We start from the raw sequence: 26,363 nt of genomic DNA, 5'->3' as shown, positions 1-26,363 counted from the left end.
ACTAAGGAGGAACCCATATGCAGATTAACCTGACCGGCCACCATGTCGAAATCACCACGGCCCTAAGAGACTATGTGCATACCAAGTTCGATAAGTTAGAGCGCCACTTCGAACACATCTCCAACGTGCATGTGGTTCTGAATGTGGAAAAGCAGCAGCAAACCGCGGAAGCCAAATTGCACCTGAGCGGCCGGGAGGTCTATGCCACCCACAACCACAGCAGCATGTACGCCGCCATCGATGGCCTGATCGACAAACTCGACAGGCAAGTCCTTAAACACAAAGAGAAAATTTCACGTCACTGACCATGGATATTGAGACGATACTCAGCCCGGAGTGTGCCACTATTGCCGCTCCGGGTACCAGCAAGAAACGCGCCCTGGAGCTCATTTCCCAGCTGGCCAGCCAGCGTTACACCGACGTCAACCCGCAGCAGTTGTTTGAAAGCCTGCTGGCCCGGGAGAAGATGGGCAGCACCGGCATCGGCAAAGGCATCGCCCTGCCCCACGGCCGGCTGCCGAACGTTGACCAAGCCATCGCCGTGTTCGTGAAATGCGACGAGCCGATCCCCTTTGATGCCATCGACGGCAAACCCGTCGATCTGCTGTTCGCCCTGTTTGTCCCCGAAGACAACTGCAAACAGCACCTGTCGACCCTGGCCTCCATGGCCAAGGTGCTCGACAACAAAGACACCTGTCGGTCGCTGCGCAAGTCGGCCGCTGACCATGAGATCTATCAGCTGGTGACCTCATGAAATTGATTATCCTCTCCGGCCGCTCCGGCGCAGGCAAATCCGTGGCCCTTCGGGTCCTGGAAGATCTGGGCTATTACTGCGTCGATAATCTGCCAGCCAGCATGCTGCCAGCACTGGTCAACGAAATGGTGGATCGCTGCACCACCCTGGCGGTCAGCCTGGATATTCGCAACCTGCCGGAACAGGCAGAGAGCATTCCCGATGAACTGAAGCGCTTGCCGGACAGCGTAGAGTGGCAGATCTATTTCCTGGATGCCTCCGACAGCAGCCTGATTAAGCGCTACAGCGAGACCCGGCGACTGCACCCGTTGTCGCAGACCGGCACCACCTCCCTGGCCCAGGCCATCGCCTCGGAAACCGAGATGCTGGCACCGATTCGGCAACTGGCTGATCACAGCATCCATACCGACAACCTGTCGGTGCATCAGTTGGCGGACGAGATTCGCACCCGTCTTTTAGGCAAGGCCGAGCGGGATCTCCTGCTGGTGTTTGAGTCGTTTGGGTTCAAGCACGGCATCCCCAAAGACGCCGATTACGTGTTCGATGTCCGCTTCCTGCCCAACCCCCATTGGGATCCGAAGCTTCGACCTCTGACCGGCTTGGATGCCCCGGTACAACGCTACTTTACCAAGGAAGCCGAGGTAGCCCGGTTTATCGACCACACCGAGAGTTTCCTGAAGAACTGGCTGCCGATGCTGGAGCGCAACAACCGCGCCTACCTGACCGTCGCCATTGGCTGTACCGGTGGCCAGCACCGCAGCGTCTACATCGCCCAGCAACTGGGCAATCGCTTTAAGCTGAGCCAGAAACACATCTCCGTACGCCACCGGGAACTGAACCTCGACGACAGCCAATGAAACTGACCCGAACCCTGAGGGTGGTAAACAAGCTCGGGCTGCACGCCCGTGCCGCCACCCGCCTGGCCCAGGTGGCCCACAACTACGACGCCAACATTCAGATTATCCATGGCAGTCAAAGTGCCGATGCCAACAGCGTACTGGCGGTATTGATGCTGGAAACCTGCCAGGGCCAGGAGGTCACCATCATCTGCGACGGCGACGATGCCGAGCCGGCCATGACCGCCATTAGCGAGTTGTTCAGCGCCCGCTTCGACGAATCGGAATAGCCCAAACAACAACGCCGGCCCAGGGCCGGCGTTGTGCGTTATTGCAGGGGCTGAACTCAGTTGCCCGCCACTTTCATCCGTGACAGCAGGATCGAGCCGGTGCCGATGCTGGAGCGGGGATCGCGATCGCTGCCCACCGCCACCATCTCCCGGTACATCTGCTTCAGATTGCCGGCGATGGTGATCTCATGCACCGGATACTGAATGATGCCGTTCTCCACCCAGAAACCGGCGGCGCCGCGGGAGTAATCGCCGGTGACGCTGTTGACACCATGGCCCATCAGTTCGGTCACGTACAGGCCGGTGCCCATCTGCTTAAGCATGGCCGCCAGATCCCCTCCGTTGCTGCTGATGTCCCAGTTATAGATGCCACCGGCATGGCCGGTGGTCGCCATCTTCAGGCGCCGGCCGGAGTAGGCGGTCAGCAGATAGGATTGCAACACCCCGTCGATGACGATGTCCCGGGCTTGGGTGGCCACCCCTTCGCCATCAAAGGCGGCGCTGGACAAGCCGCGCAGCAGGTGCGGATTCTCATGGATGGAAAACCAATCCGGTAGAATCTGGGTGCCCAGGCTGTTGAGCAGGAACGACGACTCCCGATACAGGGACGCGCCACTGATGGCCCCTACCAGGTGGCCAATCAGGCCGGTGGCGGTTTCGGCGGAGAACAGCACCGGCACTTCGCAAGTATCGATCTTATGAGCGCCGAGGCGGGCTTCCACCTTGGCCGCCGCCCGTTTGCCCAGGGCCTCGGGGCCATCCAGGGCGTCAAAACGACGGCTGACGGTGTAGTCGTAGTCCCGCTCCATACCGTGCTCATCTTTGCCGATCAGCACGCAGGAAAGACTGTGACGGGAGGAGGCATAGCTACCGATAAAACCGTGGCTGTTGCCATACACCTTGATCCCTTCGTGGCTGTTGCAGCTGGCGCCGTCGGACTGCTCGATGCGCCCGCCCTCAGCCAGGGCCGCCTGCTCACAGCGGCTGGCCAGTTCGATACCCTGCTCCGGTGTTATCGGGTGCGGGTGGTACAGATCCAGATCCGGCAGCTCGGTCGGCATCAGGCTGGCGTCCGCCAGACCGTTATGCTCATCGGCGGTGGTATAGCGGGCGATGCCATCGGCGGCCCGCACTGCATCAACGATCGCCTGTGGGCTCAGATCCGAGGTAGAGGCGTTGCCTTTACTGCCGTCACGGTACAGGGAGATTCCCAGAGCGCCGTCTTTATTAAACTCCACGGTTTCCACTTCCCCCTGACGGGTGGAGATGGACAACCCTTGCTGTTTGCTGATCGCCACTTCCGCAGCGGTCACACCCAGCTTTCCGGCTTCCTCCAGCGCGACGGCTACCGCTTCTTCCAGATGCTGACGCTGCTGTTCGATACTCACTTGAGTCACTCGTCTGTCCCACAAAAAGTCAATTGTGCACAGGATAGCAAACCCCGACAGCCCTGCGATAGGGTTCAGGCACGCCATTATTGGCCTGAACCGCCCATGGGCTGGTAGAATGCCCCTCAGTTAAGACTTATATTGCAGCGGAGAAGTATCATGGCGGCAAAACGCCCCCCTCAGGATCAGCAGGAAGAAGAGTGGATCAGTAAAAGCGAGCTGAAGCGGGAAGCTGAGGAGCTGCAGAAGATTGGCACCGAGATTCTCGCCCTGGGCAAAAGCGATCTGGCCAAGATCCCCATGGACGAAGAGCTGGAAGTCGCCGTCGCCCTGGCCAATCGCCTCAAGGGAAAAAACGAAGCCTACCGCCGCCAGATGCAGTTTATCGGCAAGCTGTTGCGGTTCCGCGACCCGGATCCCATCCGCCAGGCACTGGACAAGATTCGCAACAAACACAACCAGGCCAACCAGCACTTCCACCAGATGGAGGAGTGGCGGGATCGTCTGATCGCCGAAGGTGATGAGGCGGTACAGGAGTTGTTTGCCAAGGTGCCGGAGATGGAAAGTGAGCGCCAGCGCCTGCGCCAGCTGATCCGTCAGGCCAAAAAGGAACAACAGGCCAGCAAGCCACCCAAATCCTCCCGCGAACTGTTCAAACTGATTCGCCAATACCTGGACGACTGAGATCATTCAGGCCCCCGGGGGCCTGATATCAAGGCTTCTGCTTGCCCAGTAGTGATCCGATCCCCTGCTCCAGTCCCGACAGTGACAGGGGATACATGCGATCGGCAATCAGCTCCCGTACCGCGCCGATGCTCTGGGTATAGCGCCAGTGCTCTCTGGGCACCGGGTTGAGCCAGATCAGCCGTGAAAACCGGTCGCACAGGCGCTGCATGGAGACCGCCCCCGGCTCCTCGTTCATCAACTCGACACTGCCATAGCGGCTGAAAATCTCATACGGTCCCATGGAGGCGTCCCCCACCACAATCACCTTGTAGTCCTTGGGGTAGGTGCGCAAAATCTCCGCCAGCGGCGTCGACTCATCACGGCGGCGGCGGTTATCCCGCCACAGTTGATCGTAGATGAAGTTATGAAAGTAGAACTGCTCCAGGTGCTTAAACTCGCTGCGGCAGGCACTGAACAGTTGCTCACAGCGCCGGACATAGGGATCCATGGACCCCCCCACATCGAAAAACAGCAACAGCTTTATGGCGTTGTGACGCTCCGGCACCAGCTTCACATCCAGTAAGCCACCACTGTCGGCGGTGGCTTGAATGGTGCCATCCAGATCCAGTTCGGTGTCGGCACCGCTGCGGGCAAAGCGGCGCAGCTTCCTCAACGCCAGTTTCAGATTACGAATGCCCAACTCCACATCACCGTCAAGATTACGGTATTGGCGCTGCTGCCACACCTTGGCCGCCGAGCGATTGCGCCCCTGACCGCCCACCCGCACGCCTCCGGGCCGGTCGCCACTGTGACCAAAGGGCGAGGTACCGCCGGTACCGATCCAGCGGTTGCCGCCCTGATGGCGGTCCTGCTGCTCCTCGAAGCGTTTGCGAAACTCCGCCAACAGCGCCTCGATGCCCCCCACCGCCTCCAGCTGGCGGCGCTCCTCCTCGGTTAGCGAGCGGGCCATCTCCGCCCGCAGCCACTCATCGGGAATCGCCTCCTGCCAGTGCTCCGTCGCCGCGTCCAAGCCGTCGAAAAATGCCCCGAAGGCCCGATCAAACTTGTCGTACTGGGTTTCATCCTTGACCAGACACAATCGCGCCAGGGCATAGAACTGCTCCAGATCCGCAAACGCCAGCTGCTGGTCCATCGCCTCCAGCAGTGCCAGCAACTCGGTCACCGACACCGGAATTCCACCCCGCCTCAGGGCAAAGAAAAACCGAATCAGCATCGCCTCACCCCCGCCGGGTCATAAAGGCCAGCTTCTCCAGCAACGCCACATCCTGTTCATTCTTGACCAGGGCGCCACACAACGGCGGCAGCGCGGTACGGATGTCGGTATTGGCCAGCACCGACGGATCGATGTCGTCGGCCATCAGCAGTTTCAGCCAATCCACCAGTTCCGAGGTGGACGGCTTCTTTTTCAGCCCGGCCACCTGCCTGAGCTCAAAGAAAACCTCCATGGCGTGTTGCACCAGACGCGGCTTAATATCGGGGAAATGCACCTCGACGATGCGCTTCATGGTCTCGACATCGGGAAAGCTGATGTAGTGGAAAAAACAGCGGCGCAGAAACGCATCCGGCAGCTCCTTTTCGTTGTTGCTGGTGATGATGACGATGGGGCGATGGCGGGCTTGAATCACCTCCTGGGTCTCATACACATGAAACTCCATCTTATCCAGCTCCACCAGCAGATCGTTGGGAAACTCGATGTCGGCCTTATCCACCTCGTCAATCAGCAGCACCACCTGTTCATCGGCCTCGAACGCCTGCCACAGCTTGCCTTTTTTCAGGTAATTGCGTACATCCTGCACCTTGTCGTTGCCCAGTTGGGAGTCCCGCAGCCGCGACACCGCATCGTACTCATACAGCCCCTGCTGGGCCTTGGTGGTGGATTTGATGTGCCATTGAATTAACGGCTTCCCCAGAGACCGCGCCACCTGCTCCGCCAACATGGTTTTGCCGGTTCCCGGCTCCCCCTTGATCAGCAGCGGCCGAGATAGGGTCACCGCGGCATTAACCGCCATCTGCAAATCCTCAGTGGCGATGTATTCACCGGTTCCCTGAAACTTCATTGGTTGATCCTTCTGTTCGGAGTTGGGGGCAAAACGACAGCCATCTTTGGCTAACGTGTCAACAACTGCATTGAAGCTAACAAAAAAGGCGGCCCCCTGACTAGGGGCCGCCTGAATTTCGCTCGCCAGACCGGCTCAGAAGTTGTAAGTAAAGATGGCACCGAAGGCCGATTCGGCCTTCACATCCTGACTGGCCTCAAATTGGCCATGCACCTTCATCTCACCATCACTGCGATAGCCCAGATAACCGGAGATGCGCCAGTGGTCCGGGTTGCGATAAGTGCCCCTGAAGAAGGTCAGCGGATTCTCAATCTCGACGCTGCCCTGCTCCAAGGCAAATCGCTGGGTGCGGTAGGCCGAACCAAAGCCAAACTCCCAGAAGTCATTGAAGGCGTACGACAACTCCAACCCACCCGGCCCGGAGAAGCCGGGCTCAAACGGGTTATCCAGACGCAACTTGTCGGTGATCTGCCACTTCACCAACAACACCGGAATCACCGACACATCATAGGGATCATTAAAGTAGCCGCCGCCAAACCCCAGGGTCAGGGTATCCGACACCGGGTAGGTGGCCGCCGCCATCAACCCGTAACCAAAGCCGTCACTGAAACTGGCGCTGTCGGCGTAAGCCCATTGCAGGCGTGGTGCCACGATCCAGGTCAGACCGTCCCGGCCAGGGCGAACGAAGCTGACGCCGGCACCCAGTTGATGCTTGCTGTCCCAGCTGTCGAGACGACCGCCAAACAAACGACCGCGATCAAAATCGAAGCGGCTGTATTCGTAGTCCAGTTGGTAACGCACCAACCATTGCTGATTCAGCGATTTACGATAGCTGGAGTTGAAGCCGTAGTTGTCCTGGCTGATGCCGCCATCGTTCTCCAGCGACGCCGAGGGGAAACCGACGCTGTAAGCGCTGAACTCAAACGGCAGCGGCCGCTCGCCGCCAGTCGGTTGAGCCCAACACGCAGAGGAAATCAGTAAAGTCGAAGCCAGAAGCAGCCGTTGCATAGTTCATCCCTGACAAGGAAGTAAAAAACGAAAAGGGGGTTAATCAAAGTTCGGTTCGATGCGGTCAATCAGCACCTTGGACCGATGAGTCTGGCGCCAGTGCATACCCAGCAGTGCCAGTATTCCCCATGCTATCACCTGAATCCATAGAGTCGACAGCTCGTAATAAAGGTTTACGATTCCCAGGTTCATCTGGTTAAGTTTTATCATCCCCATCATCGCCGGCTGTGCCGGCAACCAGGCAAACATGCCACTGAGCAGCGGCGACATGCTGATCCCGGGCCAGACAAAACCACAGGTAAACAGAATCGGCATTCCGGTCAGCACCAGCAGTTGCACCGGCACCGCCCGGCGGTTAAACAGGGTACTGATGGCGATGCCCGCCAACGCCGTCGACAACAGAAACGGCACCAGCAGTTGTACCATGGCCCAGAAGGACGCCAGCATTGCCACATCATGGCCGGGCAGTACCAGGTCGAAATAGAGAATACAGGAGGGCAGGTACAGGCACACCAGCATGGTGGTGCGGGCGCTGACCCAGGTCATCAACGGATACTGGTGCCACTCGCCACGGCAGTGCCAGTTGTTGGCCCCCAGCATCGATGCCACCATCAACAGGGTCTGGTGCAGAATCAGTACCAGCGCTCCCGGCACCACATAACTGACGTAGCTGCCATTGGGGTTAAACACCGGTTGCACCCGGGTCGACACCGGTTGCAGCTGACGCATCACCTCCTCGGCACGGGCGCCATTGGCAACGCTGCGGGCCAGGCGAATCTCGGCATTCAGATAACCGCTGGATTGCAGCATGGCGGTGGCCACATTGCCATAGGCAAGAAAAAAACTGCCGTCGCCGGCGACCGCCAGCGTCTGCTGCTGTCCCCGCGCCAGATTCCGCTCAAACTGGGCCGGAATCACCACCATGGCGGCAATGTCACCGTCAGCCAGGGCACGCTCGGCCCGCTCTACCGCCGGGTAGTTATCACTGAGGTGAATCTTCGGTGACGCCGACCACATACGAACCAGCTTGCGACTGGTGGCACTCTGATCCAAGTCCACCACCGCCACCGGCTGGGCCCCGGCCACCTGATGATCGTAAGGCAAGGGGTAGATAACGGCGTAAAACAGAATACCGCCGATGGCGGTCAGCATGGCTGCCTTGTCGGTCAGCAGCCCCAGCCATTCGCGCCGAAACAACAACCACCAGCTCATAGACTCACTCCCCGGTAACGACGGGCCACCGGCAGCAACAGCAGCGACATCAAAAACAGCGGCCACAGTGACGACCAGTTGTGATTACCGCCCCCCTGCAGCAGCAGCGGAACGTAGTGGGTACTCGGCATCAGTACTCGCCAGATCTCCGCCACCCAGGGCATGCTGTTGACCGGGAAACTGACCCCCATATAGGCAAATGCCGGCGCAAACAGGGCGCCGCCGATGCTGGTGGCCCGAACCGGGTCATCCACAATCAGGGCGATCAGCAGCATCATCCCGGCGATGGCGCCCAACAGAGGGATCATCGCCAGCCACAGCACCCACAGGGAACCGCTCATGGGCAACGCCAGCCCTTCGTACATCACCAGCAAGCCGATGCCACCCATCAGCCACCACCACAGCATCAACAGCGCGATGCGCAGCGGCAGGCCGCGTCGGCCACGACCAACGGCATTCACCAGGGTGGCCATCACCAGCAACTGGAACAGTGCCAGCATGATGCCGGGCAGCAGGAAAGGCAGGTAACTCAGATCCGGGTTGAACATCGACTTCAATTCAACCTTCACCGGTGACAACGCCTGTTCGGCGTACTCCGCCGGCACCCCGGAGGCCAGGGTTGCCAGCGAGCCTACGTCGGCCAGGCCGCCCTGCAACGAGGCCAGCGCAGCGCTGTAGAGGCGTTTGCCCACCAGAATGAATTGGGTGTTGTAGCGCACCGCCAGATCGGGCGTGCGCCCCGCCATCAGATCTTCTCCGAAATGGGCGGGAATCTGCACCAGGGCAAACATCTCCCCCTGGCGCATCGCCAGCTGGGCGCTGCGGCCGTCGGCAAACTGGGTCAGCGCGATGGCCGGGGACGCCTCGAGATGGCGCCCCAGGGTGCGACTGGTGGCGGTGTTGTCCATGTCGACCCAGGCCACAGGCAGTTCCGTGGGCAGGCCACGGGCAAACACGCCCCACAGGATGATCCCCAGCAGCACCGGCAGCCAGGTCATCAGGCTCGCTTGCCACGGGTCCGACAACAGGTCCCGAAAGCTGCGATGCAGCAGGACCACCCGAGAGCGGGTCATAGATCAATCAGCGCCGTCATGCCGGCCCGCAGCCCGTCGACGGGGCTCTGGGGCACCAGCTCCACCTCGAAGGTGCGTAAGTCAAAATCCATACCGCTTTCGCTGGCATTCCAGGTAGCGTAATCCCCCAACACCGACCGGTAGCGCACCACAAACGGGAAGCTGGCACCGAGGGCCGGAATCCGCACCTGCACCTGCTCGCCTTCGGGGTAGTCCGCCAGCCGATCTTCGCGAACGTTAAACAGCGCCCAGGCGTCGGTCATGTCCACCAGGGTCACCACCGGGAAGCCGGACGGGGCCAGCTCCCCTTCATCCAGCATCACCTGGCTCACCTCACCACTTCGGGGAGCCCGCATCTGGCTGTCGGCCAGCACCGCCTGCACCTCGTTCAGCTGCCCCTGGGCCGCCATGGCTTTGCCAGCGGCGGCGTCCTTGGTCTCCTGACGCGCCCCTTCATCGGCCATCAGGTACACCGCCCGGGCAGCACTTTCGGTAAAGTTGGCCGCCTGCCACCGGGTAAAGGCTTCGTCACGCTTCTGCCTGGCGATCACCCCTTCGTCGAACAGGTTTTCCACCCGTTCATAGGTGACCTTGGCCAGTTCCGCCGCCGCCTTGGCCTTGTTCCATTGCTCCTTGGCCGCCAGCACCTCCTGCGCCCGGGCACCGTTATCGGCCTGGGCTTTCAGCGCCTTCGCCGCTTCCAATCCGGCCTGGGCCTGCATCTGCTTGGCTTCCAGCTCCGGGCTGCTGATGGCAAACAACAGATCCCCCTTGGTGACCTGATCGCCCCGGTGCACCAGAATCCGCTCCAGTCTTCCCGGAATCTTGGAGGAGACATGGTACTGGCGGGCTTCAATCTGGCCCTGAATGTGGGCCGCCTTAGGCTGGCTCAGGATCCAGGCCGCGCGGGCAGCCAGCCCAAGCAACAGCAGCAGGGCGATAAAGCCCAGAGATTGGTTGATTCGTTTCATTCTGATTCCGTGCGTTCAAGCAGTTGGAAAAGACGTTGTTGGTTGCTGCTCATGGCGGCCAGTTGCCCCAGAGCGACCAAATAACGGTATTGAGCGGCGGCGCGGGCAGTCTGCACCTCCAGCAATTTGTCGCTGGCATCCACCTGTTCGATGGAGGTGCTCAGCCCCTGACTGAACGCCAGTTTCCGCAAGCGCAAATTCTCCTTGGCCAGCTTCTCTGCCGTCGCCAGGGCTCGGTATTCATGCTGTGCCTGGCTCAGCTCCTGGCCCCGGGACGCCATCAGCAGCTCCAGATCCTGTTGAGTCTGGGCCCGCAGATGCTGCACCTGCAACTGGGCGCTTTTCGCCGCCCGCACTCGATCAGAGCGGCCATCATTGGTAAACAGCGGCACCTTGACCGTCACCCCGACCAGCCAGTCCGGTTCCAGCTCCGCCGCCAGGGTATCCTGAGTCTCTAAGGTGTAGTTGCCGAACAGCGCCACCTCCGGCTTGTAACGGCCCTTTTCGGCATCGATGGCGCCCTGCGCCTGGGCCTCTTTGGCGTGGTACAACGCCAGCGCCGGATGCACCTCCAGCATCTGCCGCTGCCAGCGGTCCAGATCCGGCTGAGTCAGAGGCAATCCCAGCCCCTGGGCAGTATCGACCTGGTTCTGCTGCAACAGGGTGTTGAGCGCCATGTGCGCCAGTTTGCTGCGGCGCCGGGCCTGAGACAGCGCCACCTGACCCTGCTCCATGGCCACCTGGGCGTTCAGGCGCTCCACCTCGGCAATCTGTCCCTGCTTCTGCATCGCCTCGGCGTGCTGCAGGTGCTCGGTCAGCGTCTGCAGACGCTGACGCTGCAACTGCTCCACCTGAGTGCTCAGCACCACCGCAAAGTAGCGTTCCACCAGAGTCGTGAACCGCTCCTGCCGGCTCAGCTCCCCCTGCTGCTTCTGCTGATCCAGCTCGGCCGCCTTAATCGCCTGGGCGGCTTCGATACGGCCCCCCACATACAGGGGCCAGACCGCTTTCAGGCTGGCATGGTAGATGTCACGGTCAGTCAGTTCGGTCTTCCAGTTCAGCTCGGACAGATCCAGACCGAGCTGGCCGGCAATGGCGCCCACCTGGGGAAGCTGCAACAGGTCACCAATGGGGTTGATGGCCCGGGAGTCCAGTTCAATCGGCTTGTCCAGCCGGGTGTAGCTGCCGCTCAGGGACAGCGACGGCATCCCCAGTTGCTCGGCGGCGCCCAGCTCGGCGGCGGCGCGGTTTTCCGCCTGGTGCTCGGCCTGCAGCTTATCGCTGACGGTTTCCACCCGCTGCCAGGCTTGCAGCAAGCTCAGCGGTTGTGCCGTGGCTGCGGTGCAGATGCACGCGAGTATCCCAATCCAGTAACGCATGGTGCATCCTGTACTTAGAGTCATAGCTCTAATTTTAAACCCATTAAAGTCGTAAGGAGAAGCATTATAAGCTGATCCGATGAGTGGAGTAGTAGAGGCAGTAAAAAAGCGAGCATAGCTCGCTTTTATTAAGTTAAATCAGTGCAAAAGACTCAATCTGTGCCGCCAACAGTGAGGCGGTCCAACTTCAGCGTTGGTTGGCCGACACCCACCGGCACACTCTGGCCCTCCTTGCCACAGACCCCGACGCCGTTATCCAGCTTAAGGTCGTTACCGACCATGCTGATGGTCTGCATCGCCTGCGGGCCATTGCCAATCAGGGTCGCCCCCTTAATCGGGGTGGTGATCTTGCCGTTCTCGATCAGGTAGGCCTCCGAGGCCGAGAACACAAACTTACCTGAAGTGATGTCCACCTGACCGCCACCGAAGTTGGGGGCGTAGATCCCCTGCTTCACCGACGCGATGATCTCCTCCGGCTCTTTGTCACCCGCCAGCATGTAGGTGTTGGTCATACGCGGCATCGGCATGTGGGCGTAAGACTCGCGACGGCCGTTGCCGGTGGGCGCCATGCCCATCAGGCGGGCGTTGAGCTTGTCCTGCATGTAGCCTTTGAGGATGCCGTTTTCGATCAACACGGTGTTCTGCGCCGGCGTGCCCTCATCATCGATGCTGATGGAGCCACGGCGACCGTCCAGGGTGCCGTCATCGACAATGGTGCACAGTTCGCTGGCCACCTTTTCACCGATGCGTCCGGCAAAGGCACTGGATCCCTTACGGTTAAAGTCGCCCTCCAGACCATGGCCCACCGCTTCGTGCAACAGAACCCCAGGCCAACCGGAACCCAGTACCACCGGCATCTCCCCGGCAGGAGCGTCCACCGCCCTCAGGTTCACCTCGGCCATGCGCACCGCCTGATGGCACAGATCCAGCGCCCGGCGACGATCGTCGGCATTGGTGACGTCCAGCTGGGCGTAATCGTAACGGCCGCCCATGCCGGCACTGCCGCGTTCACGGCGATCACCGTCCACCATGATCACCGAGCAGTTCAATCGCACCAGGGGACGAATGTCGGTGGCCAGGGTGCCGTCGGACGCCACTACCAGCACCTCTTCGTACACCGCCGACAGGCTGGCAATCACCTGCTGTACCCGAGAGTCCAGGGCGCGCACATACTGGTCCATCTCCTGCAGCAGTGACAGCTTTTGCTGCTGCTCCCAGCTGCGAATGGGGTCTTCGGCGGGGTAGCGACGCACGCTGGGGCGGTTGCTCAGCGCCATGACCCGGCCTTCACCACCAGCGGCGGCAATACCGCGGGCGGCATCGGCGGACTGCTGCAGGGCATCCAGGGTGATCTCATCGGCGTAGGCAAACCCGGTTTTTTCACCATCGATGGCGCGGATACCCACCCCCTGCTCGATGTTGAAACTGCCCTCTTTAACGATGCCATCTTCCAGCACCCAGGATTCATGCCGCGCCGACTGCAGATAGATGTCGGAATAATCCAGCTTGTGCTGATGGATGCGCGCCAGGGTGCGCTCCAGATCGTCCACCGACAAACCGGTGGGGCTGAGCAGGGTAGCTGACACATTCTTAAGAGTCATAGGGTTCACTTCTTCCTTTCTCTGACTCCCAGGGGAAGCCGAATATGGTTAAGAACCGGCATCGCTCGCCGAATCTCAGTAATACGTTGTTGGTCAAACCGGGCCGTTGCCAGCCCGGGTTGTTGAGCCAGTTCATCCAGCACCTGGCCCCAGGGATCCACAATCATCGAATGGCCCCAGGTCTGCCGCCCCCGTGCATGGGTGCCGGTCTGGTTGGCGGCCACCAGGTACAGCTGGTTTTCCAACGCCCGGGTCTGCAGCAACGCCCGCCAGTGGGCCTCACCGGTTTTGTGGGTAAAGGCGCTGGGCACCACCACCACATCGGCGCCTTCGGCCGCCAGTGCCCGGAACAGCTCCGGAAAGCGCAGATCGTAACACACCGCCACGCCGATGCGGCCTGCGGCCGTGTCGATCACCTCGATGTGCTCCCCGGGGCAGGTGGTATCGCTTTCCCGGTAGCGGCCGGTGGCATCATCCACATCGACGTCGAACAGATGAATCTTATTGTAGTGGCCGATACGGCGCCCCTGGTCATCAAACACCAGCGAGGCGGCATAAGCCCGGCCGTCATCGGCCTGTATCGGTACGGTACCGGCGACAAGAATGCAGCTGAACTCCATCGCCAGCTGCGACAGCGCCTGCTGCATCGGCCCCTGCCCGAGAGGCTCGGCCAACGCCTGCCACTGGCCCGTGGGGCCATCGAAGCACAGGGCGCACTCCGGCAACACCACCAATTTGGGGCCGGGCTGCGCCAGCAACGGCTGCATCAGCTGTCGCAACTGGCCGAGATTCTCCTGGGGCTGCGCTAACGAGCAGCATTGCAGTGCATACAACTGCATAAGGCCCTCCTGGCCAGAATCAGGTTATTGACCGACGCTTTTGCCTTCCCCGTCTGGCAGGGGTTCCGGCAGCGACTCCATCTCCGGTTGCGCCTCGGTTGCCGGCGCCGGCTTCGGGCTGGCCTCTGGAGCAGGGCTGTCATCGACGATGCGAATCTCCCTGCTGGCCCGCTCCAGCTCTTCCAGAATCGGCTCTTCAAAGGTTCCGGTCAACTTGAAGTTCAGCTGGGTGATGATCTCAATCACCGGCTCCAGGATCTTGGACACCGCAAAGGCGCCCACCCCCACGGTCAGGGACGCTCCGGAGATCAGTGCCACCGCCGGCACACTGGCGGTCAGGGCCGGAGAAAAGCTGATGCGGTAATCCAGCTGGTGGCTGACCAGATCGCTGTCGCCGTTAATCTTCATCACCCCGGCATCGCCATCGAGCACCGTATTGGTGGTGGTCGAGACGCCGTCAACAAAGGCGATATCACCTTTAAATGACTGATAATAAAACCCTTTGCCAAACACGTCGGTAAAATCGAGCGACAATTTACGCAACAGTGAATCCAGGCTGAACAGGGACAGAATCCGTGCCCCCTTATCGGAGACCTCGGACAGGTGGCCCTTGCCCAACTCAAAGCCCAGGTGGCCGTTAAGGCTGGCGTAATCCGGATCCCAGGGAGCATCCTGCCAGCTCACCGCAAAGTGGGTATCCAGGGGCGACGATTTGATCCCCAGAGGCTGCTTGATCACCGAGCTGAGCTTGCCAAAGTCAGGGCTGTTCAGTTCCCCGGAGAGATCGAACCGGGTCAGGTCCCCGTCCGCCACCCACAAACCGGACGCATCCAGCCGATACTCGGGCCGCGACAACTCTAGGCGATCGACGCTGTAACCCGACTCGGTATGGGACGCAGCCAGGGCCAGCCGGCCCAGAGGCAGATCCTTGACTGAGAAATCGGCCACTTCGATGCTGACCCCGGGCATTTGATCAATCAGATCGGCACTGGCTTTCTGTGGACTGCCGCCATTACTGTCCCACAGCAGCTGCAGATGATCGGCGATGACACCAATGCCATTTTCCCGCCACTGCTTACCGATGAGGACGTCACCGCGCAGCTGATCCGATTCGGCCCGGAAACGCCAGCCCGATTCATCCGGCCAGCCCTCCAGCAGGGTCTGGTCGAAATAGAGACCAAAGATGTCCAACCGGGAGATGGAGCCATGCACCCGCGTCAGCGGTGGCACCAGACTGGCCTGTTTGTCGTCGCTGGTGTCGATAAAACCCGTGATCAGAGGCAGCCAATGGGCCAGTTCGACTTCGGCCATGGCCAGATCGATGGAGCCGCCCTCAACGCCGTAGAGGCTGGGGCGTTTACCGATGGCGAGTTGGTATTTGGGCCAATGGAAGCCCTGATCGTCAATACTGAACTGGGCCAGATACCCCAACCGCATCCCTTCACTGAACTGCAGTTCGGCGCCGCGGTTGTCACCATGAACCTCCAGAGCCGCCCGGTGGGGCGTCGACGCCGACTTGCCCACCGGCGCCGGCAGGTCGATGGCCAACCCCTCCAGGTTGCTGTTGACCTGGGCGTCGTAGCGATACTGGCCATCTTGCAGGAACACCAGTCCGACATCGCCAGTCCAGTTGGCTCCACCCTCGAGGTGGCTGAACAGCGGAAACGAATTGGCCTCATCGATGTTGGCCGTTTGCCACTCACCACCAAGCTGCAGATCCGCTTTATACTCGCTGTCGCCGCTGCGACCGGTCTGCAGGCTGATGGACAGGGGTTGATTGAACACTCGGGCGCTGAGATCGGTAGCGGTGACCTTATCGCCGTCGAACTGCAGCTCACCGCGCAACCCGGACAGTTGAGTGGACAGGGCCGTCAGATACACCGGGTTGTCCCAGAACGCCACCCGTCCCAGAATGGCAGGCGACTGATCCGCCACCTTGGATCCCAGCGGGAAGGTCAGATCCAGGCTGGCTGCCACCGGGCCGTCGATCTTCAACTGCTCCAGGGTCGCTCCGACCGACGAGGCCAGTGACGACGCCTGCATCAGCCGGGTCACCGCCTGGGCATCAGCCCGGACGCCAGCCAACACCGTCAGGGTGGCACTGCGATCCAGGGTCGGAATAAACACGTGGGCATCCTGTACCGGCACCTGGTCCAGCAGGCCCTGTTTCAGCCACAAATCCATGCGTATGTTTTCAAACAGCGCCTGCAGGGTGATGTCGGTCACCGCCGGCCAGGAGGGCAGAAACTGGAACTGGCCCTGCTTGAGGGTGAAGCCGGCCTGAAACACCCCCTGACCGCCGTCATAGGGGTAATCAGCGAAATCACCGTGCCAGAGAACCTGGGCATCGTCGGTGTGACCGGCCTGGAGCGACGTCGACAGATAATCTGACAGCGCTTCGCCCATGGCCTTGCGGGGGAACAGCCGCCCCGCCTTATCCGCCTGCTTCAGTTCGGCATTGCCATACAGTTGCAGCCGCGTCGCCCCCTGCTCCGGCAGCAGCAAGGCGGCCTCGAGATCGGCCTTTAAGATGTCACCATCGAGCTTAAGGTTGTCGGTTTTCACCACCCAGCCCTGTTGCTGCTCAATGGCCAGTTCACCGGAAACTTCGCTGAATTTCACCGTGTGGGAAAACTGCCATGGCCAGTAGAAGGCCAGATCCTGCTTGGGCAGGATCAACCGGCCATGATCTTTACGCCAGACAAACTGGCCATTGAGCCCGGACAACCCCGGCACCTTGCCGCTCATGTCCCAACCCAGGTCTTTCATTCCGGCCGAGGCGGCCCAGCCGTCCTGACGCTGCTGCAGCTTGATGTCGGCCAGCTCTCCGCGGCCGTTGGCGTCCAGCAGGTCCGCCAGGGTTCGATCCTTAATGCCAGGCAACAGGCCCAGCAGCGGCTTGAGCTTGTCCAGCGGTAAGCGGTTCATCCACAGGCTGACGTCATCGCCGTGCTTCGACACCGCCAGGCGGGTGTCCGGCCAGGGCTGGCCATTGCTGGTCAGTTGCAGATCACGACTGGTCAACTCGCCACCGGTGGCGGTGGGCGTCCACACCAGGTTGCCCCCCTTGATGGCCATGCGCTGGGCCTGAGGCTGCTGCCAACTGAAATCACTCTCTCCAAAGGCAATCTGGGCTCCGCGTACCCCCTGCTCGTCGAAACTGAGCCAGGATTGCATGTTCAGTACGCCTCGGAACTGTCGAGTGTCGTTGCCAAACTGCCGCGCCAGCCAGTCACCGATGTCCAGTTGCTCCGCCTGCAGGTAACCGCGGCCGAACAGGCGTTGATGCTGGGCACTGCGCAGTTCCACTGCCAGCTTCAGGGTTTCATCCAGGTTGCTGGTTTCATCCAGGTACAGCCGACCCTCACCCAGGTGACGATTGCCGTGGTTGCGCCATTGCAGATTGGCAATGTGGATGGGTTCCGGTTTTTGATCCGACAGGTGCAGGTACAGCACCCCTTCGGAGATATTCAGTTCACTGAGTTGATGCAGGAAAGTATTTTTAAACGCGGTAACGGCATTGCCACTGTCGCCGCCAGAGCTGGCGAGCGGGCCGTGGACATGCACCTCGACCCCATGAAAGGTTACCCGGTCGAAACGAAAGTCCAGATCCCGCAACGAGCGCCAGAAATCCAGCTGGGCCACGGCCTCCTGAACCTGGATATCGATATCGAGATCTTCCTGGGTCGGCAGGTGAAACGCCTTGATCATCAGCTGCGGACCCTTGGGCTCCCAGCTGGCGCCCAGCTGGCCGAGAGTCATAATCAGGCCGCTGCGCTGTTGAATCTGCTGGGTCAGGTCATCACGAATGGAGTCCAACTCGGGCAGCAGGGAGCGCACCGCACTGACCAGCAAGGCGAACAGGACGATGACCGAAGCGGCACCGTACCAACAAAACCGGAACAGACGCCGCGCGCGCGCGGAGAGTGTCACATCATCACCACGTCAAACTTATCCTGGCTGTACAACGGCTCAGGCTGCAAGCGAATCCGTTTTCCAATGAACACCTCCAGCTCCGCCAGGCTATGGGCTTCGTCACCGATCAGGGCATCGTGCACCGTCGGCGCCACGTACACCGAGAATTCATCGGCATCGTATTGGCGATCCACCCGAATGATCTCACGGAACATCTCGTAGCAAACAGTATCGACGGTCTTCATGCTGCCGGTGCCCTTACAGCTTGGGCACTCACCGCACAGCACATGCTCCAGGCTTTCCCGGGTACGTTTGCGGGTAACCTCCACCAGCCCCAGGCGGGAGAAGCCGCTGACACTGGTTTTAACCCGATCCTGATCCAGGGCCGCCTGCAGGGTACTGAGTACCCGACTGCGGTGCTCTTCCGAGGTCATGTCGATAAAATCGATGATAATGATGCCGCCCAGGTTGCGCAGACGCAGCTGGTGGGCAATGGTCCGGGTGGCTTCCAGGTTGGTATTGAAGATGGTCTCTTCGAGGTTACGATGACCGACGAAGGCACCGGTGTTGATGTCGATGGTGGTCATCGCCTCGGTCTGGTCGATGATCAGGTAGCCACCGTTTTTCAGCTCCACCTTACGCTCGAGGGAGCGCTGGATTTCATTTTCCACATCAAACAGATCAAACAGCGGCGACGGACCGGTGAAGTGCTCCAGCACCGGTGCCACTTCCGGCACAAACTCTTCCGCAAACTCGGTCAGCTCGGCGATGGCCAGCCTGGAGTCCACCTGCACCCGTTCAATCTTGCTGATGGCCAGGTCCCGCAGAATGCGGCGCGGTAGGGTCAAATCCTCATACAGCGGCGTGACCTTGCCACCGGGACGGCGACGACGTTCCGACACCTTGCGCCACACCCGGCGCAGGAAGGCGGCATCGTGGGCCAGCTCCTGTTCACTGGCGGCTTCGGCAGCGGTTCGAATGATAAAGCCACCGTCGGTATCCACAAACTGGCCGACGATCTTCTTCAACCGCTCCCGCTCCTGCTCCGATTCCACCCGCTGCGACACCCCTACATGGGCGGCGCCAGGCATAAACACCAGGTAACGGGACGGCAGGGTAATGTCGGTGGTCAGGCGGGCCCCTTTGGTGCCCAGCGGGTCTTTGGTGACCTGGACCATGATGTCCTGGCCAGGGCGAACCAGGGTGGCAATATCCTGGGCCTGGAACTGCTTCTTCTCCGGCTCCGCCACACACTCGGTGTGGGGGATGATGTCAGACGCGTGCAGAAACGCCGCCTTGTCCTGGCCGATGTCGACAAACGCCGCCTGCATACCCGGCAACACCCGGGTCACCTTGCCCCGGTAGATGTTACCGACAATGCCCAGCTTACCGCGACGCTCGATGTGCACCTCCTGCAACTGGCCACGCTCAAGCAGCGCGACCCGGTTTTCGGTAGGGGTGACGTTAATTAATAGCTCGGTTCCAACGACTGAAGACGGTTGCACCTGGCCTCCCGGTTAAATGCTTTGTAAAAGTTGACGGGTTTCCACCATAGGTAGACCCACGACGGCAGAGTAGCTGCCATTGATGGCCTGCACATAGGCGCCCCCCAACCCCTGGATGCCGTAGCTGCCGGCTTTATCCATCGGCTCCTGGCTGTCGACGTAGGCACGAATCTGAGCCTCGCTCATGGCACAGAACGTCACCTCGGTGACCACCAGGGTCTGCTCGATGCGATCGCCCTGAACACAGGCCACGGCCGTCATCACCTGATGGCTACGCCCCTGAAGGCGCTGCAACGTGGCCATGGCATCCTCGGCGTCTTTAGGCTTGCCCAGAATCTGTTGATCCAGCACCACGATGGTGTCTGAACCGATCACCGGCAACGGCTGGCTGACCAGCGCCTGGCCGGCCCGTGCCTTCTCTGCCGCCAGACGGCTGACATACTGGTTTGGACTCTCACCGGCCGCCGGGGTTTCATCGATTTGCGGGCTGACGCAATCAAATCGATAGCCCAGCTGTCCCAGCAACTCTCTGCGACGCGGAGAGGAGGAAGCCAGGAAACACTGAATCTGTGTCATGTTACTTCACCTTATAGTGACGTCGAATTCGCCGCAGTAACCAGAATACCCAGGGCCACAACAGCGGAGTGGTGACCACGGGGCGAAGGTATTCCCACGACAGCGACACGCCGCTGTGCAGGTACTCCGCCCAGAATACCAGTAAATGGCTGGCCAGGCTCAACCCCGCCAGAATGCTGACCTGCTGCACCCAGGAAAAGTGCCTCAGTTTCTGGTATTGCAACGCTACCAGATAGATCACCACCGACAGTGCCAGCGAGCGCACCCCCAGGGTCGCCCCCAACAGCACATCCAGCAGCAGCCCGACCACAAAGGCGGTAAAGATACCGACCCGGTGAGGCAGTGCCAGCGTCCAGTACGCCAGCACCAGCAGCACCCAGTCCGGGCGCCAGGACGCCACCACCTGAGGCAGCGGCATGATTTGTAAAAACAGGGCCACCAGAATGGTGATCCAAATAAGACTGTAACGCTGCGGCTTATCCATCGGAGCTCTCCTTGGACGCCGGGCCCTGAACCTCTTGCTGCCACAGAAGCAGCAGATAACGAATGCGATCCAGGTGCGCCACCGGCTCCGCCGAGACCTGAGCCCAGGTCATGCCCTCATCCCGCATCACCTCAGTCACGATGGCCACCGGATAACCTTCCGGAAAGCGCCGCCCCAGACCGGAGGAGATCAGCAGATCCCCCACCTTGATGTCGGTGCTCATGGCCACGTTGGTCAGCTGCAACAGATCCAGCTTACCACTGCCGCTGGCCACCGCCCGCACGTCGTTGCGCGCCACCCGCACTGGAATGGCGTGAGTAAAATCGGCGATCAGCAGTACTCGGGCAGTGGTTTGCGACACCTCGGTCACCTGCCCCACCACGCCGGAGTCGTCCAGCACCGGCTGGCCGACGTATACCCCTTCGTTCACCCCTTTGTCGATCAGCACCTGATTTTTAAACGGGTCGCGATCGACGTACATCACCTCGGCCACCATACGGCGGGCATCCTGACGGGTGGAGGATTGCAACAGGGCACGCAGACGGGCGTTCTCCTCCTGCAGGTTGGCCATCTTCAACAACTGCTCACTCATCAGCAACTGCCGTTGCTGCAGGCGCTCATTTTCACGCAACAGGTTGGAACGGCTGGAGAGGTTGGTGGACAGTTCGTCCATCACCACCGCCGGTATGTTGGCAAAGTGCTGCAGCGGGCTGACCAGGGTGGCCAATGCAGAACGCATCGGCAACAGGCGATCGTTAGCCAAAATCAGGGCGAGAGAAAGCAATACCGCCATAAACAGGCGGTATTGCGGTGAGGCGCCACGAATAAAAAAGGGCTTCATTGAGCGGGGGCCTGCGGCTTACTCTTCGGCAAAGATGTCGCCGCCATGAACGTCGATCATCTCCAACGCCTTGCCGCCACCCAGGGCAACACAGGTCAGAGGTTCATCGGCGATCACAACCGGGATACCGGTCTCTTCCTGCAGCAGATGATCCAGGTCGCGCAGCATGGCACCACCACCGGTCAGCACCATGCCTCGCTCGGAGATGTCTGACGCCAGTTCCGGCGGAGACTGCTCCAGGGCGGTCATCACAGCACTGACGATACCGGACAACGGCTCCTGCAGCGCTTCAAGAATTTCGTTACTGTTGAGGGTAAAGCTGCGCGGCACACCCTCGGCCAGGTTACGGCCACGCACTTCGATCTCGCGTACCTCTTCACCCGGATAGGCGGAACCGATCTCGTGCTTAATGCGCTCGGCGGTGGCTTCACCAATCAGGCTGCCGTAGTTACGGCGTACGTAGTTGATGATCGCCTCATCAAACTTGTCACCACCGACACGGGCCGATGCGGAGTACACCACACCGTTAAGAGAGATGATGGCCACTTCGGTGGTACCGCCACCGATATCGACCACCATCGAGCCTGTGGCCTCGGAAACCGGCAACCCGGCACCAATGGCGGCCGCCATCGGCTCATCAATCAGATACACCTCACGGGCACCGGCGCCCAGGGCCGACTCGCGAATGGCGCGTCGCTCAACCTGGGTGGAACCGCAAGGCACGCAAATCAGTACCCGAGGGCTAGGACGGAAAATGCCACTGTCATGCACCTGCTTAATAAAGTGCTGCAACATCTTCTCACACACCATAAAGTCGGCGATAACACCGTCCTTCATCGGGCGAATGGCCTTGATATTGCCAGGGGTACGCCCCAGCATCTGCTTAGCTGCACTACCAACTGCGGCCACGCTCTTGGCGTTAGGCCCTTCCTGACGAATCGCCACCACAGACGGTTCATTCAAGACTATCCCTTGATCCTTTACGTAAATCAAAGTGTTGGCGGTACCTAAGTCGATGGATAGGTCGTTGGAAAATACTCCACGAAGCTTTTTGAACATGTACCAGCCCTGTTTGCGAAACGGTAAGAAATGCGAAAATCAGCTAACTTTACCAACGCCCTGACCAATCCACAACCCGCTTGAGCACTAGGGTTATGGCTTATTTCACAGTGTCGAAAAATCGGCGCACTACTTTTTTATGACGGCTAGCGCTTTTAAGCACACTCAACAGCCCATTAAACGCAGCTTTTTTAAGTGCCGGCCACCACGGTGGATTAAAAAATTTCCCGGCGGTAGATCACCTTGTCATGGCCGCGGAAACGCCCTAGGGTCACCGAGGCCTTAGGGTTGCTGAGTGTGGTCGCGGACTCCCAGTACCACTGCAGCCAGGTCGGCGCTTCCGAGCCCTGGCCGGGGAACGAGCACAGCCCCTGCGCCACGAAGGGCGATTCCAGATGGTACTCCAGGGTCAGCGGCGTCGGCGTCACCACCCCGGTACCGATCACCTGCAGGGCGGCGAACTCACCCTGATTGACGTAACCGTTGCCCGAGGTCGCCGGCAGGGGGTCAAGGCTGCCACTGAGGCTGACCCGGCCGGAGCTGGCCGGCGAGGCCGCCACATAGGCGCGGCCGTCGGCATAGAAACCGCTATCGAGGATGTTGGCACTGAAATTGGCGCCATTGTAGTACTCCACCATCAGCGGCAGGGTCAGAGTCTGGTTCTCGCTGCCATAGGCGCTGGCCAGCACCGCCCGGCCATAGCGCAGCTGCGGTGCCAACACGTAATTCTGCCGTTGGCCGGCCACATCGGTTCCAAAACTGGTGCCTTCGCAACTGCCCCACTGGCCCAGACACACCTTGTCGGCGCTGATGGTAAAGGCATCTTCGTCGATGCTCATCTGCAGGTTGGGAGCGGCGGCAACGTGGTAGTTCACCGGTGCCATGGCGGCCACCGGCCGGCTAAAGCGCAGCCACTCTTTGCTCAGGACAAACTCCCGCGAGCCGTCGAAATCGCCGCTGTCCCGCTCCAGCGCTGGCAGGCCGGTGTCTTGCAGACCGAGTCCGGCCACACTGGTGGCGTAACTGAGGCTGGACAGGGGGTTGCCCAGGTTCCAGAACTCGCTGTCGAAGTTGTTGGTAACCTTGTTGCCGGTGCCCTTGGCCACCACGGTCAGTACCGGCGCATGGCTAAAGGCGATGGGTTGGCCCAGGTAACTGAAGTCGCCGCAATACCCCTCCAGTTGGGTGTTGCTGGTCTCAGCGCTCAGGTAGGCCGGGGTGATGCGGCCGATGTTGCGGCTGCTGTAGTTGGCCGCATCGATCTGCCCACCCAGGTAGCTGACGCCGCCATCGAGCACGTAGCGGAACACCCCCACTTCATCCAATATCTTATCGGCGCTGCCGCTGCCGCCGGCAGTCACTTCCGCCGTCGCATCGGCGTCGTCGCTACTGTCGCTGGCGTTGTTGTTGGCTGGTGCCACCAGCTCAGGCTTAATCTTGATGCCGTCGTGACGGAAATTCCTGGTGACGGGGTTATTGGCGTAAGAGCCATCGTCATTGGCGACCCAGCAGTGGGCACTGACCTCCACCTGCAGCGACTGACCCGCCTTGCGGTAGGGCTTGCAACCGGTGAAGTTGCTGTCGCACTGGTCGTTGTCGGCGCGGATGTGGAACCCGGCCGGCAGCCAGTCAAAACTGGCCTCGCCGGTCAGGGTGACCTGACCGTCCCCTTCGCCCCGGGTCATCGACGCCAGCAGCTTCAGCTTGCCGGCTTCCAAGTAGCGCATGGGCACCGAGTCGATGCCATCGACTCTAAAGTCCATGGTCAGCGGTTGCTGCACCGCCGCGGACAGCGTCTGACCATCGACAAACAGCGACGCCTGCACCTCGGGAGACAAGGGCTGCTCGTAGGCAAAGCTCAGGTTCACGGTTTCGGTGCCTGAGGCTCCGGCGATGCACTGTTGCGGGCTGTTGGTATCGGTTTCCACCACCGCCACCTGCAGCCGGTGGCCGGTGTAACAGGAGGTCATCTCGGCCGTATCCGGTGTCAGCAGCAAGCCACTGAGCCGATAACCCACCTGGCAATCGGCATCGCCGTTGTCGCTGAGGCACCGATAGGGGTGGCTGCTGACCCCCAGGGTCACCGTGGTTTCCAGTGGCTGCCACAGCGTCAGGATGTCGTTGTGGCGAACCGACAGGGTGCTGCCGATCTGGCCGGTACGGCTGTTCTTCCACTGCCCGGCGACGTCGGAGGTGAAGGTGACCACCAGCTCGGCGCCGGTATCGAAACTGGTGCAGTTGGCGTCGCTACACAGCTCCACCACCACCTGGGCACCGACGCAGTTGATGGCGGTGTCCGGATGACGCAGACGAACCGTGGTCGGCGGCGCCACCGACGGCGCCTCAATGGCCAGATAACTGAAATACTCCCCCATGTGATTGCGTTCGTTATCGGCCTGCTGGTCTTCATCGACCGCAACGTTAAACCTTTTTTTGTTGACGTGACAGGTTCGGGCCCAGCCGCCATCGCCACCGTTTCGGGTACGTTTATTGGAGTAAAAATAGGGCGGTGCCGGGAACGCGGTAGAGAACTTCACGTTGCTTTGATTGCCACACTGGACGGCGAGCGTCTGGGTAGTCGTCTCGTTGCTGTTGTTGAACTTGTAGTTAGTTAGATGGTTGCCCGCTTCGACCCGCAACAACTCACCGTTGATCTCCACCACACCGCTGCCCTCGACCGCCAGCCAGGCCAGGGTCTCATTGTGGCGGAACAGGTTGCTGACCTCGCTGCCCTCCAGGCCCAGGCTGACGCCGGAGGTATAAGCCAGCTCCGCCCTCGCAGTATAGAAGGGGGCCCGCCAATCCAGATTGCGGTAACTCTGCAACTCCGCCAACACCGCCAACTGCCCGCCAAAGTCATGGCTGAACTCCACCCAATCAGAATCGTCTCCGTCGCAGGGACTCCACAGGGTGCCGCTGGACTCCTTGCCCTTGTAGTCACAGGTTTCGATGGCACCAGCCTCCAGCACCACCAGGGGATCGCCACCCTGGTCATAGAAGGTCTGGGTCCCTTGGGACACCACCAGGTAGTCCACCGAATCTATTCCGGAATCATTACCGCCATCCGGGCGCCAGCCGGTGATGGTGGCGCCACTGGTATTGATGGATGAGACCCGTACCGAGGCGGGAGGCTGACTGCCGAGGTTGTTGCGGTCGATCGGCGGCATCAGGAACAGCAGCGGCGCCTCACTGCCACCGTAGCCGTCGAAGGTGATGGTGGCACTGCCGGAGCTGAGATCGACATTGCCAAAGCGGATGTAGGGCGGCTCGGGAACAATGCCACCGTCATTGGAGGTTCCTTTCGAGGGTAAACAGGCGCCCCAATCTGGATCCTGAACGCTGCCATCGGGCTTGGCACAGATGTCACTCAGGCTGCCGTTTTTGAATACGTCGGTGCCCACCTCGGACTCGACGCTCCAGATCTGCTTGTTTTTAATGCTATTGGCATTATTGGAGGAGCGAACGTAATGCACCACTTCATTGTTTGACCAGCTTGGGCTGGCCGGCGCCGTCAGCAGCACTTCGATATGATTAGGGTGGAAGCTAAAACCGGTTATCACTTTAAATGAGTTGGCGCGGCAGCTGTTATTGCTGCAGTCCAACTGCTTAGGTGTCATTTTGCTGCCATTGGTTGCCCACTGCAGTTGCCAACCCGAAGAGTCAGTGAGGGTCTCTTTAAAAAACAGCTCAACGTAGCCTTCATCGACGTTGATCTCGTTGATGACCACTTTCAGTTTTTCGCTGGGGTGAGGATCCAGATCAATCAACGTGTGCGGTTTCGCCATCGCGGCCATGGGCAAGCACAGCAGCAAGGCCAGCACCATACCGACACGCAATCCATGCTTCCTCATTGGCTTTAATCCCCGATAGCTGTGTATTAGAACGCTT

Annotated in this window: 22 protein-coding genes; 5 read left to right on the top strand and 17 right to left on the bottom strand. The window is 60.4% G+C overall.

All coding sequences use genetic code 11. The annotated features are described in order from the left end of the window. Positions 1-17: 17 nt before the first annotated feature. From hpf to BLT77_RS01530, 4 genes are read left to right on the top strand one after another with little or no spacing between them, the layout of a single operon-like run. Positions 18-305 (top strand): ribosome hibernation promoting factor, encoded by a 288-nt coding sequence (hpf, locus tag BLT77_RS01545; RefSeq protein ID WP_090360893.1) that lies wholly within the window; start codon positions 18-20, stop codon positions 303-305. 2 nt (positions 306-307) lie between these two features. Then, the gene (ptsN, locus tag BLT77_RS01540) at positions 308-754 is read left to right on the top strand and encodes a PTS IIA-like nitrogen regulatory protein PtsN (protein WP_090360890.1); all 447 of its coding nucleotides are present in this window, start codon (positions 308-310) and stop codon (positions 752-754) included. Next, positions 751-1,611 carry an RNase adapter RapZ gene (gene rapZ / locus BLT77_RS01535; RefSeq protein ID WP_090360887.1) on the top strand — a complete coding sequence of 287 codons (861 nt, stop codon included), beginning with the start codon at positions 751-753 and terminating at the stop codon, positions 1,609-1,611. Before ptsN ends, rapZ begins: the two co-directional genes overlap by 4 nt. Then, a complete protein-coding gene (locus BLT77_RS01530) occupies positions 1,608-1,880 on the top strand; it encodes an HPr family phosphocarrier protein (protein WP_090360884.1) in 273 nt (90 codons plus the stop codon). Before rapZ ends, BLT77_RS01530 begins: the two co-directional genes overlap by 4 nt. 56 nt (positions 1,881-1,936) lie before the next feature. Here the strand turns inward: BLT77_RS01530 and pmbA are convergent, their stop codons facing one another. Then, the gene (gene pmbA, locus BLT77_RS01525; protein ID WP_245709835.1) at positions 1,937-3,277 is read right to left on the bottom strand and encodes a metalloprotease PmbA; all 1,341 of its coding nucleotides are present in this window, start codon (positions 3,275-3,277) and stop codon (positions 1,937-1,939) included. Between the two features lie 150 nt (positions 3,278-3,427). Between pmbA and yjgA the strand changes: the two genes are divergently transcribed. Continuing rightward, positions 3,428-3,952, top strand: coding sequence for a ribosome biogenesis factor YjgA (gene yjgA, locus BLT77_RS01520; protein ID WP_090360878.1), 525 nt, complete (start codon positions 3,428-3,430; stop codon positions 3,950-3,952). A 28-nt stretch (positions 3,953-3,980) separates the two neighbouring features. On the opposite strand, the gene BLT77_RS01515 is transcribed toward yjgA, so the two are convergent. From BLT77_RS01515 to BLT77_RS01440, 16 genes are all read right to left on the bottom strand, one after another. Next, on the bottom strand, positions 3,981-5,168 hold the full coding sequence (locus BLT77_RS01515) for a vWA domain-containing protein (protein WP_090360875.1): 1,188 nt from the start codon (positions 5,166-5,168) through the stop codon (positions 3,981-3,983). Positions 5,169-5,172: 4 nt separating this feature from the next. Further along, positions 5,173-6,012, bottom strand: a complete 840-nt coding sequence (locus BLT77_RS01510) for an AAA family ATPase (RefSeq protein WP_090360871.1) — start codon at positions 6,010-6,012, stop codon at positions 5,173-5,175. Positions 6,013-6,147: 135 nt separating this feature from the next. Next, positions 6,148-7,020 (bottom strand): hypothetical protein, encoded by an 873-nt coding sequence (locus BLT77_RS01505; RefSeq protein ID WP_090360867.1) that lies wholly within the window; start codon positions 7,018-7,020, stop codon positions 6,148-6,150. Positions 7,021-7,059: 39 nt separating this feature from the next. Beyond that, positions 7,060-8,232: an ABC transporter permease gene (locus BLT77_RS01500; protein ID WP_090360864.1), complete on the bottom strand. Its 1,173-nt coding sequence runs from the start codon at positions 8,230-8,232 to the stop codon at positions 7,060-7,062. Continuing rightward, positions 8,229-9,305, bottom strand: a complete 1,077-nt coding sequence (locus BLT77_RS01495; RefSeq protein WP_090360862.1) for an ABC transporter permease — start codon at positions 9,303-9,305, stop codon at positions 8,229-8,231. The genes BLT77_RS01500 and BLT77_RS01495 overlap by 4 nt, the downstream gene beginning before the upstream one ends. Then, entirely contained in the window at positions 9,302-10,276 is a 975-nt protein-coding gene (locus BLT77_RS01490) for an HlyD family secretion protein (protein WP_090360859.1), read from the bottom strand. The genes BLT77_RS01495 and BLT77_RS01490 overlap by 4 nt, the downstream gene beginning before the upstream one ends. Then, positions 10,273-11,655 (bottom strand): TolC family protein, encoded by a 1,383-nt coding sequence (locus BLT77_RS01485; RefSeq protein WP_090360856.1) that lies wholly within the window; start codon positions 11,653-11,655, stop codon positions 10,273-10,275. Before BLT77_RS01485 ends, BLT77_RS01490 begins: the two co-directional genes overlap by 4 nt. A gap of 152 nt (positions 11,656-11,807) precedes the next feature. Continuing rightward, positions 11,808-13,256 (bottom strand): metalloprotease TldD, encoded by a 1,449-nt coding sequence (gene tldD, locus BLT77_RS01480; RefSeq protein WP_090360853.1) that lies wholly within the window; start codon positions 13,254-13,256, stop codon positions 11,808-11,810. Between the two features lie 5 nt (positions 13,257-13,261). Beyond that, positions 13,262-14,095, bottom strand: coding sequence for a carbon-nitrogen hydrolase family protein (locus tag BLT77_RS01475; protein WP_090360849.1), 834 nt, complete (start codon positions 14,093-14,095; stop codon positions 13,262-13,264). Between the two features lie 24 nt (positions 14,096-14,119). Next, entirely contained in the window at positions 14,120-18,028 is a 3,909-nt protein-coding gene (locus BLT77_RS01470) for a YhdP family protein (RefSeq protein WP_090360842.1), read from the bottom strand. Further along, complete coding sequence (gene rng, locus BLT77_RS01465; protein ID WP_090360838.1) at positions 18,025-19,515, bottom strand: ribonuclease G; 1,491 nt, start codon at positions 19,513-19,515, stop codon at positions 18,025-18,027. Before rng ends, BLT77_RS01470 begins: the two co-directional genes overlap by 4 nt. Positions 19,516-19,527: 12 nt before the next feature. Further along, positions 19,528-20,082 (bottom strand): Maf family protein, encoded by a 555-nt coding sequence (locus BLT77_RS01460; RefSeq protein ID WP_090361340.1) that lies wholly within the window; start codon positions 20,080-20,082, stop codon positions 19,528-19,530. A gap of 10 nt (positions 20,083-20,092) precedes the next feature. Beyond that, positions 20,093-20,575, bottom strand: coding sequence for a rod shape-determining protein MreD (mreD, locus tag BLT77_RS01455; protein WP_028111457.1), 483 nt, complete (start codon positions 20,573-20,575; stop codon positions 20,093-20,095). After that, entirely contained in the window at positions 20,568-21,416 is an 849-nt protein-coding gene (mreC, locus tag BLT77_RS01450) for a rod shape-determining protein MreC (protein ID WP_090360834.1), read from the bottom strand. Before mreC ends, mreD begins: the two co-directional genes overlap by 8 nt. Positions 21,417-21,434: 18 nt before the next feature. Continuing rightward, a complete protein-coding gene (locus BLT77_RS01445) occupies positions 21,435-22,475 on the bottom strand; it encodes a rod shape-determining protein (protein ID WP_028111456.1) in 1,041 nt (346 codons plus the stop codon). 215 nt (positions 22,476-22,690) lie between these two features. Continuing rightward, positions 22,691-26,326: a DUF6701 domain-containing protein gene (locus BLT77_RS01440; RefSeq protein WP_143026529.1), complete on the bottom strand. Its 3,636-nt coding sequence runs from the start codon at positions 26,324-26,326 to the stop codon at positions 22,691-22,693. Positions 26,327-26,363 lie beyond the last annotated feature (37 nt).

Source organism: Ferrimonas sediminum (assembly GCF_900100175.1).
Classification (GTDB): Bacteria; Pseudomonadota; Gammaproteobacteria; order Enterobacterales; family Shewanellaceae; genus Ferrimonas; species Ferrimonas sediminum.
The sequence above is the reverse complement of the archived record's forward strand: the minus strand, read 5'-3'. Positions and strand labels throughout refer to the sequence as shown.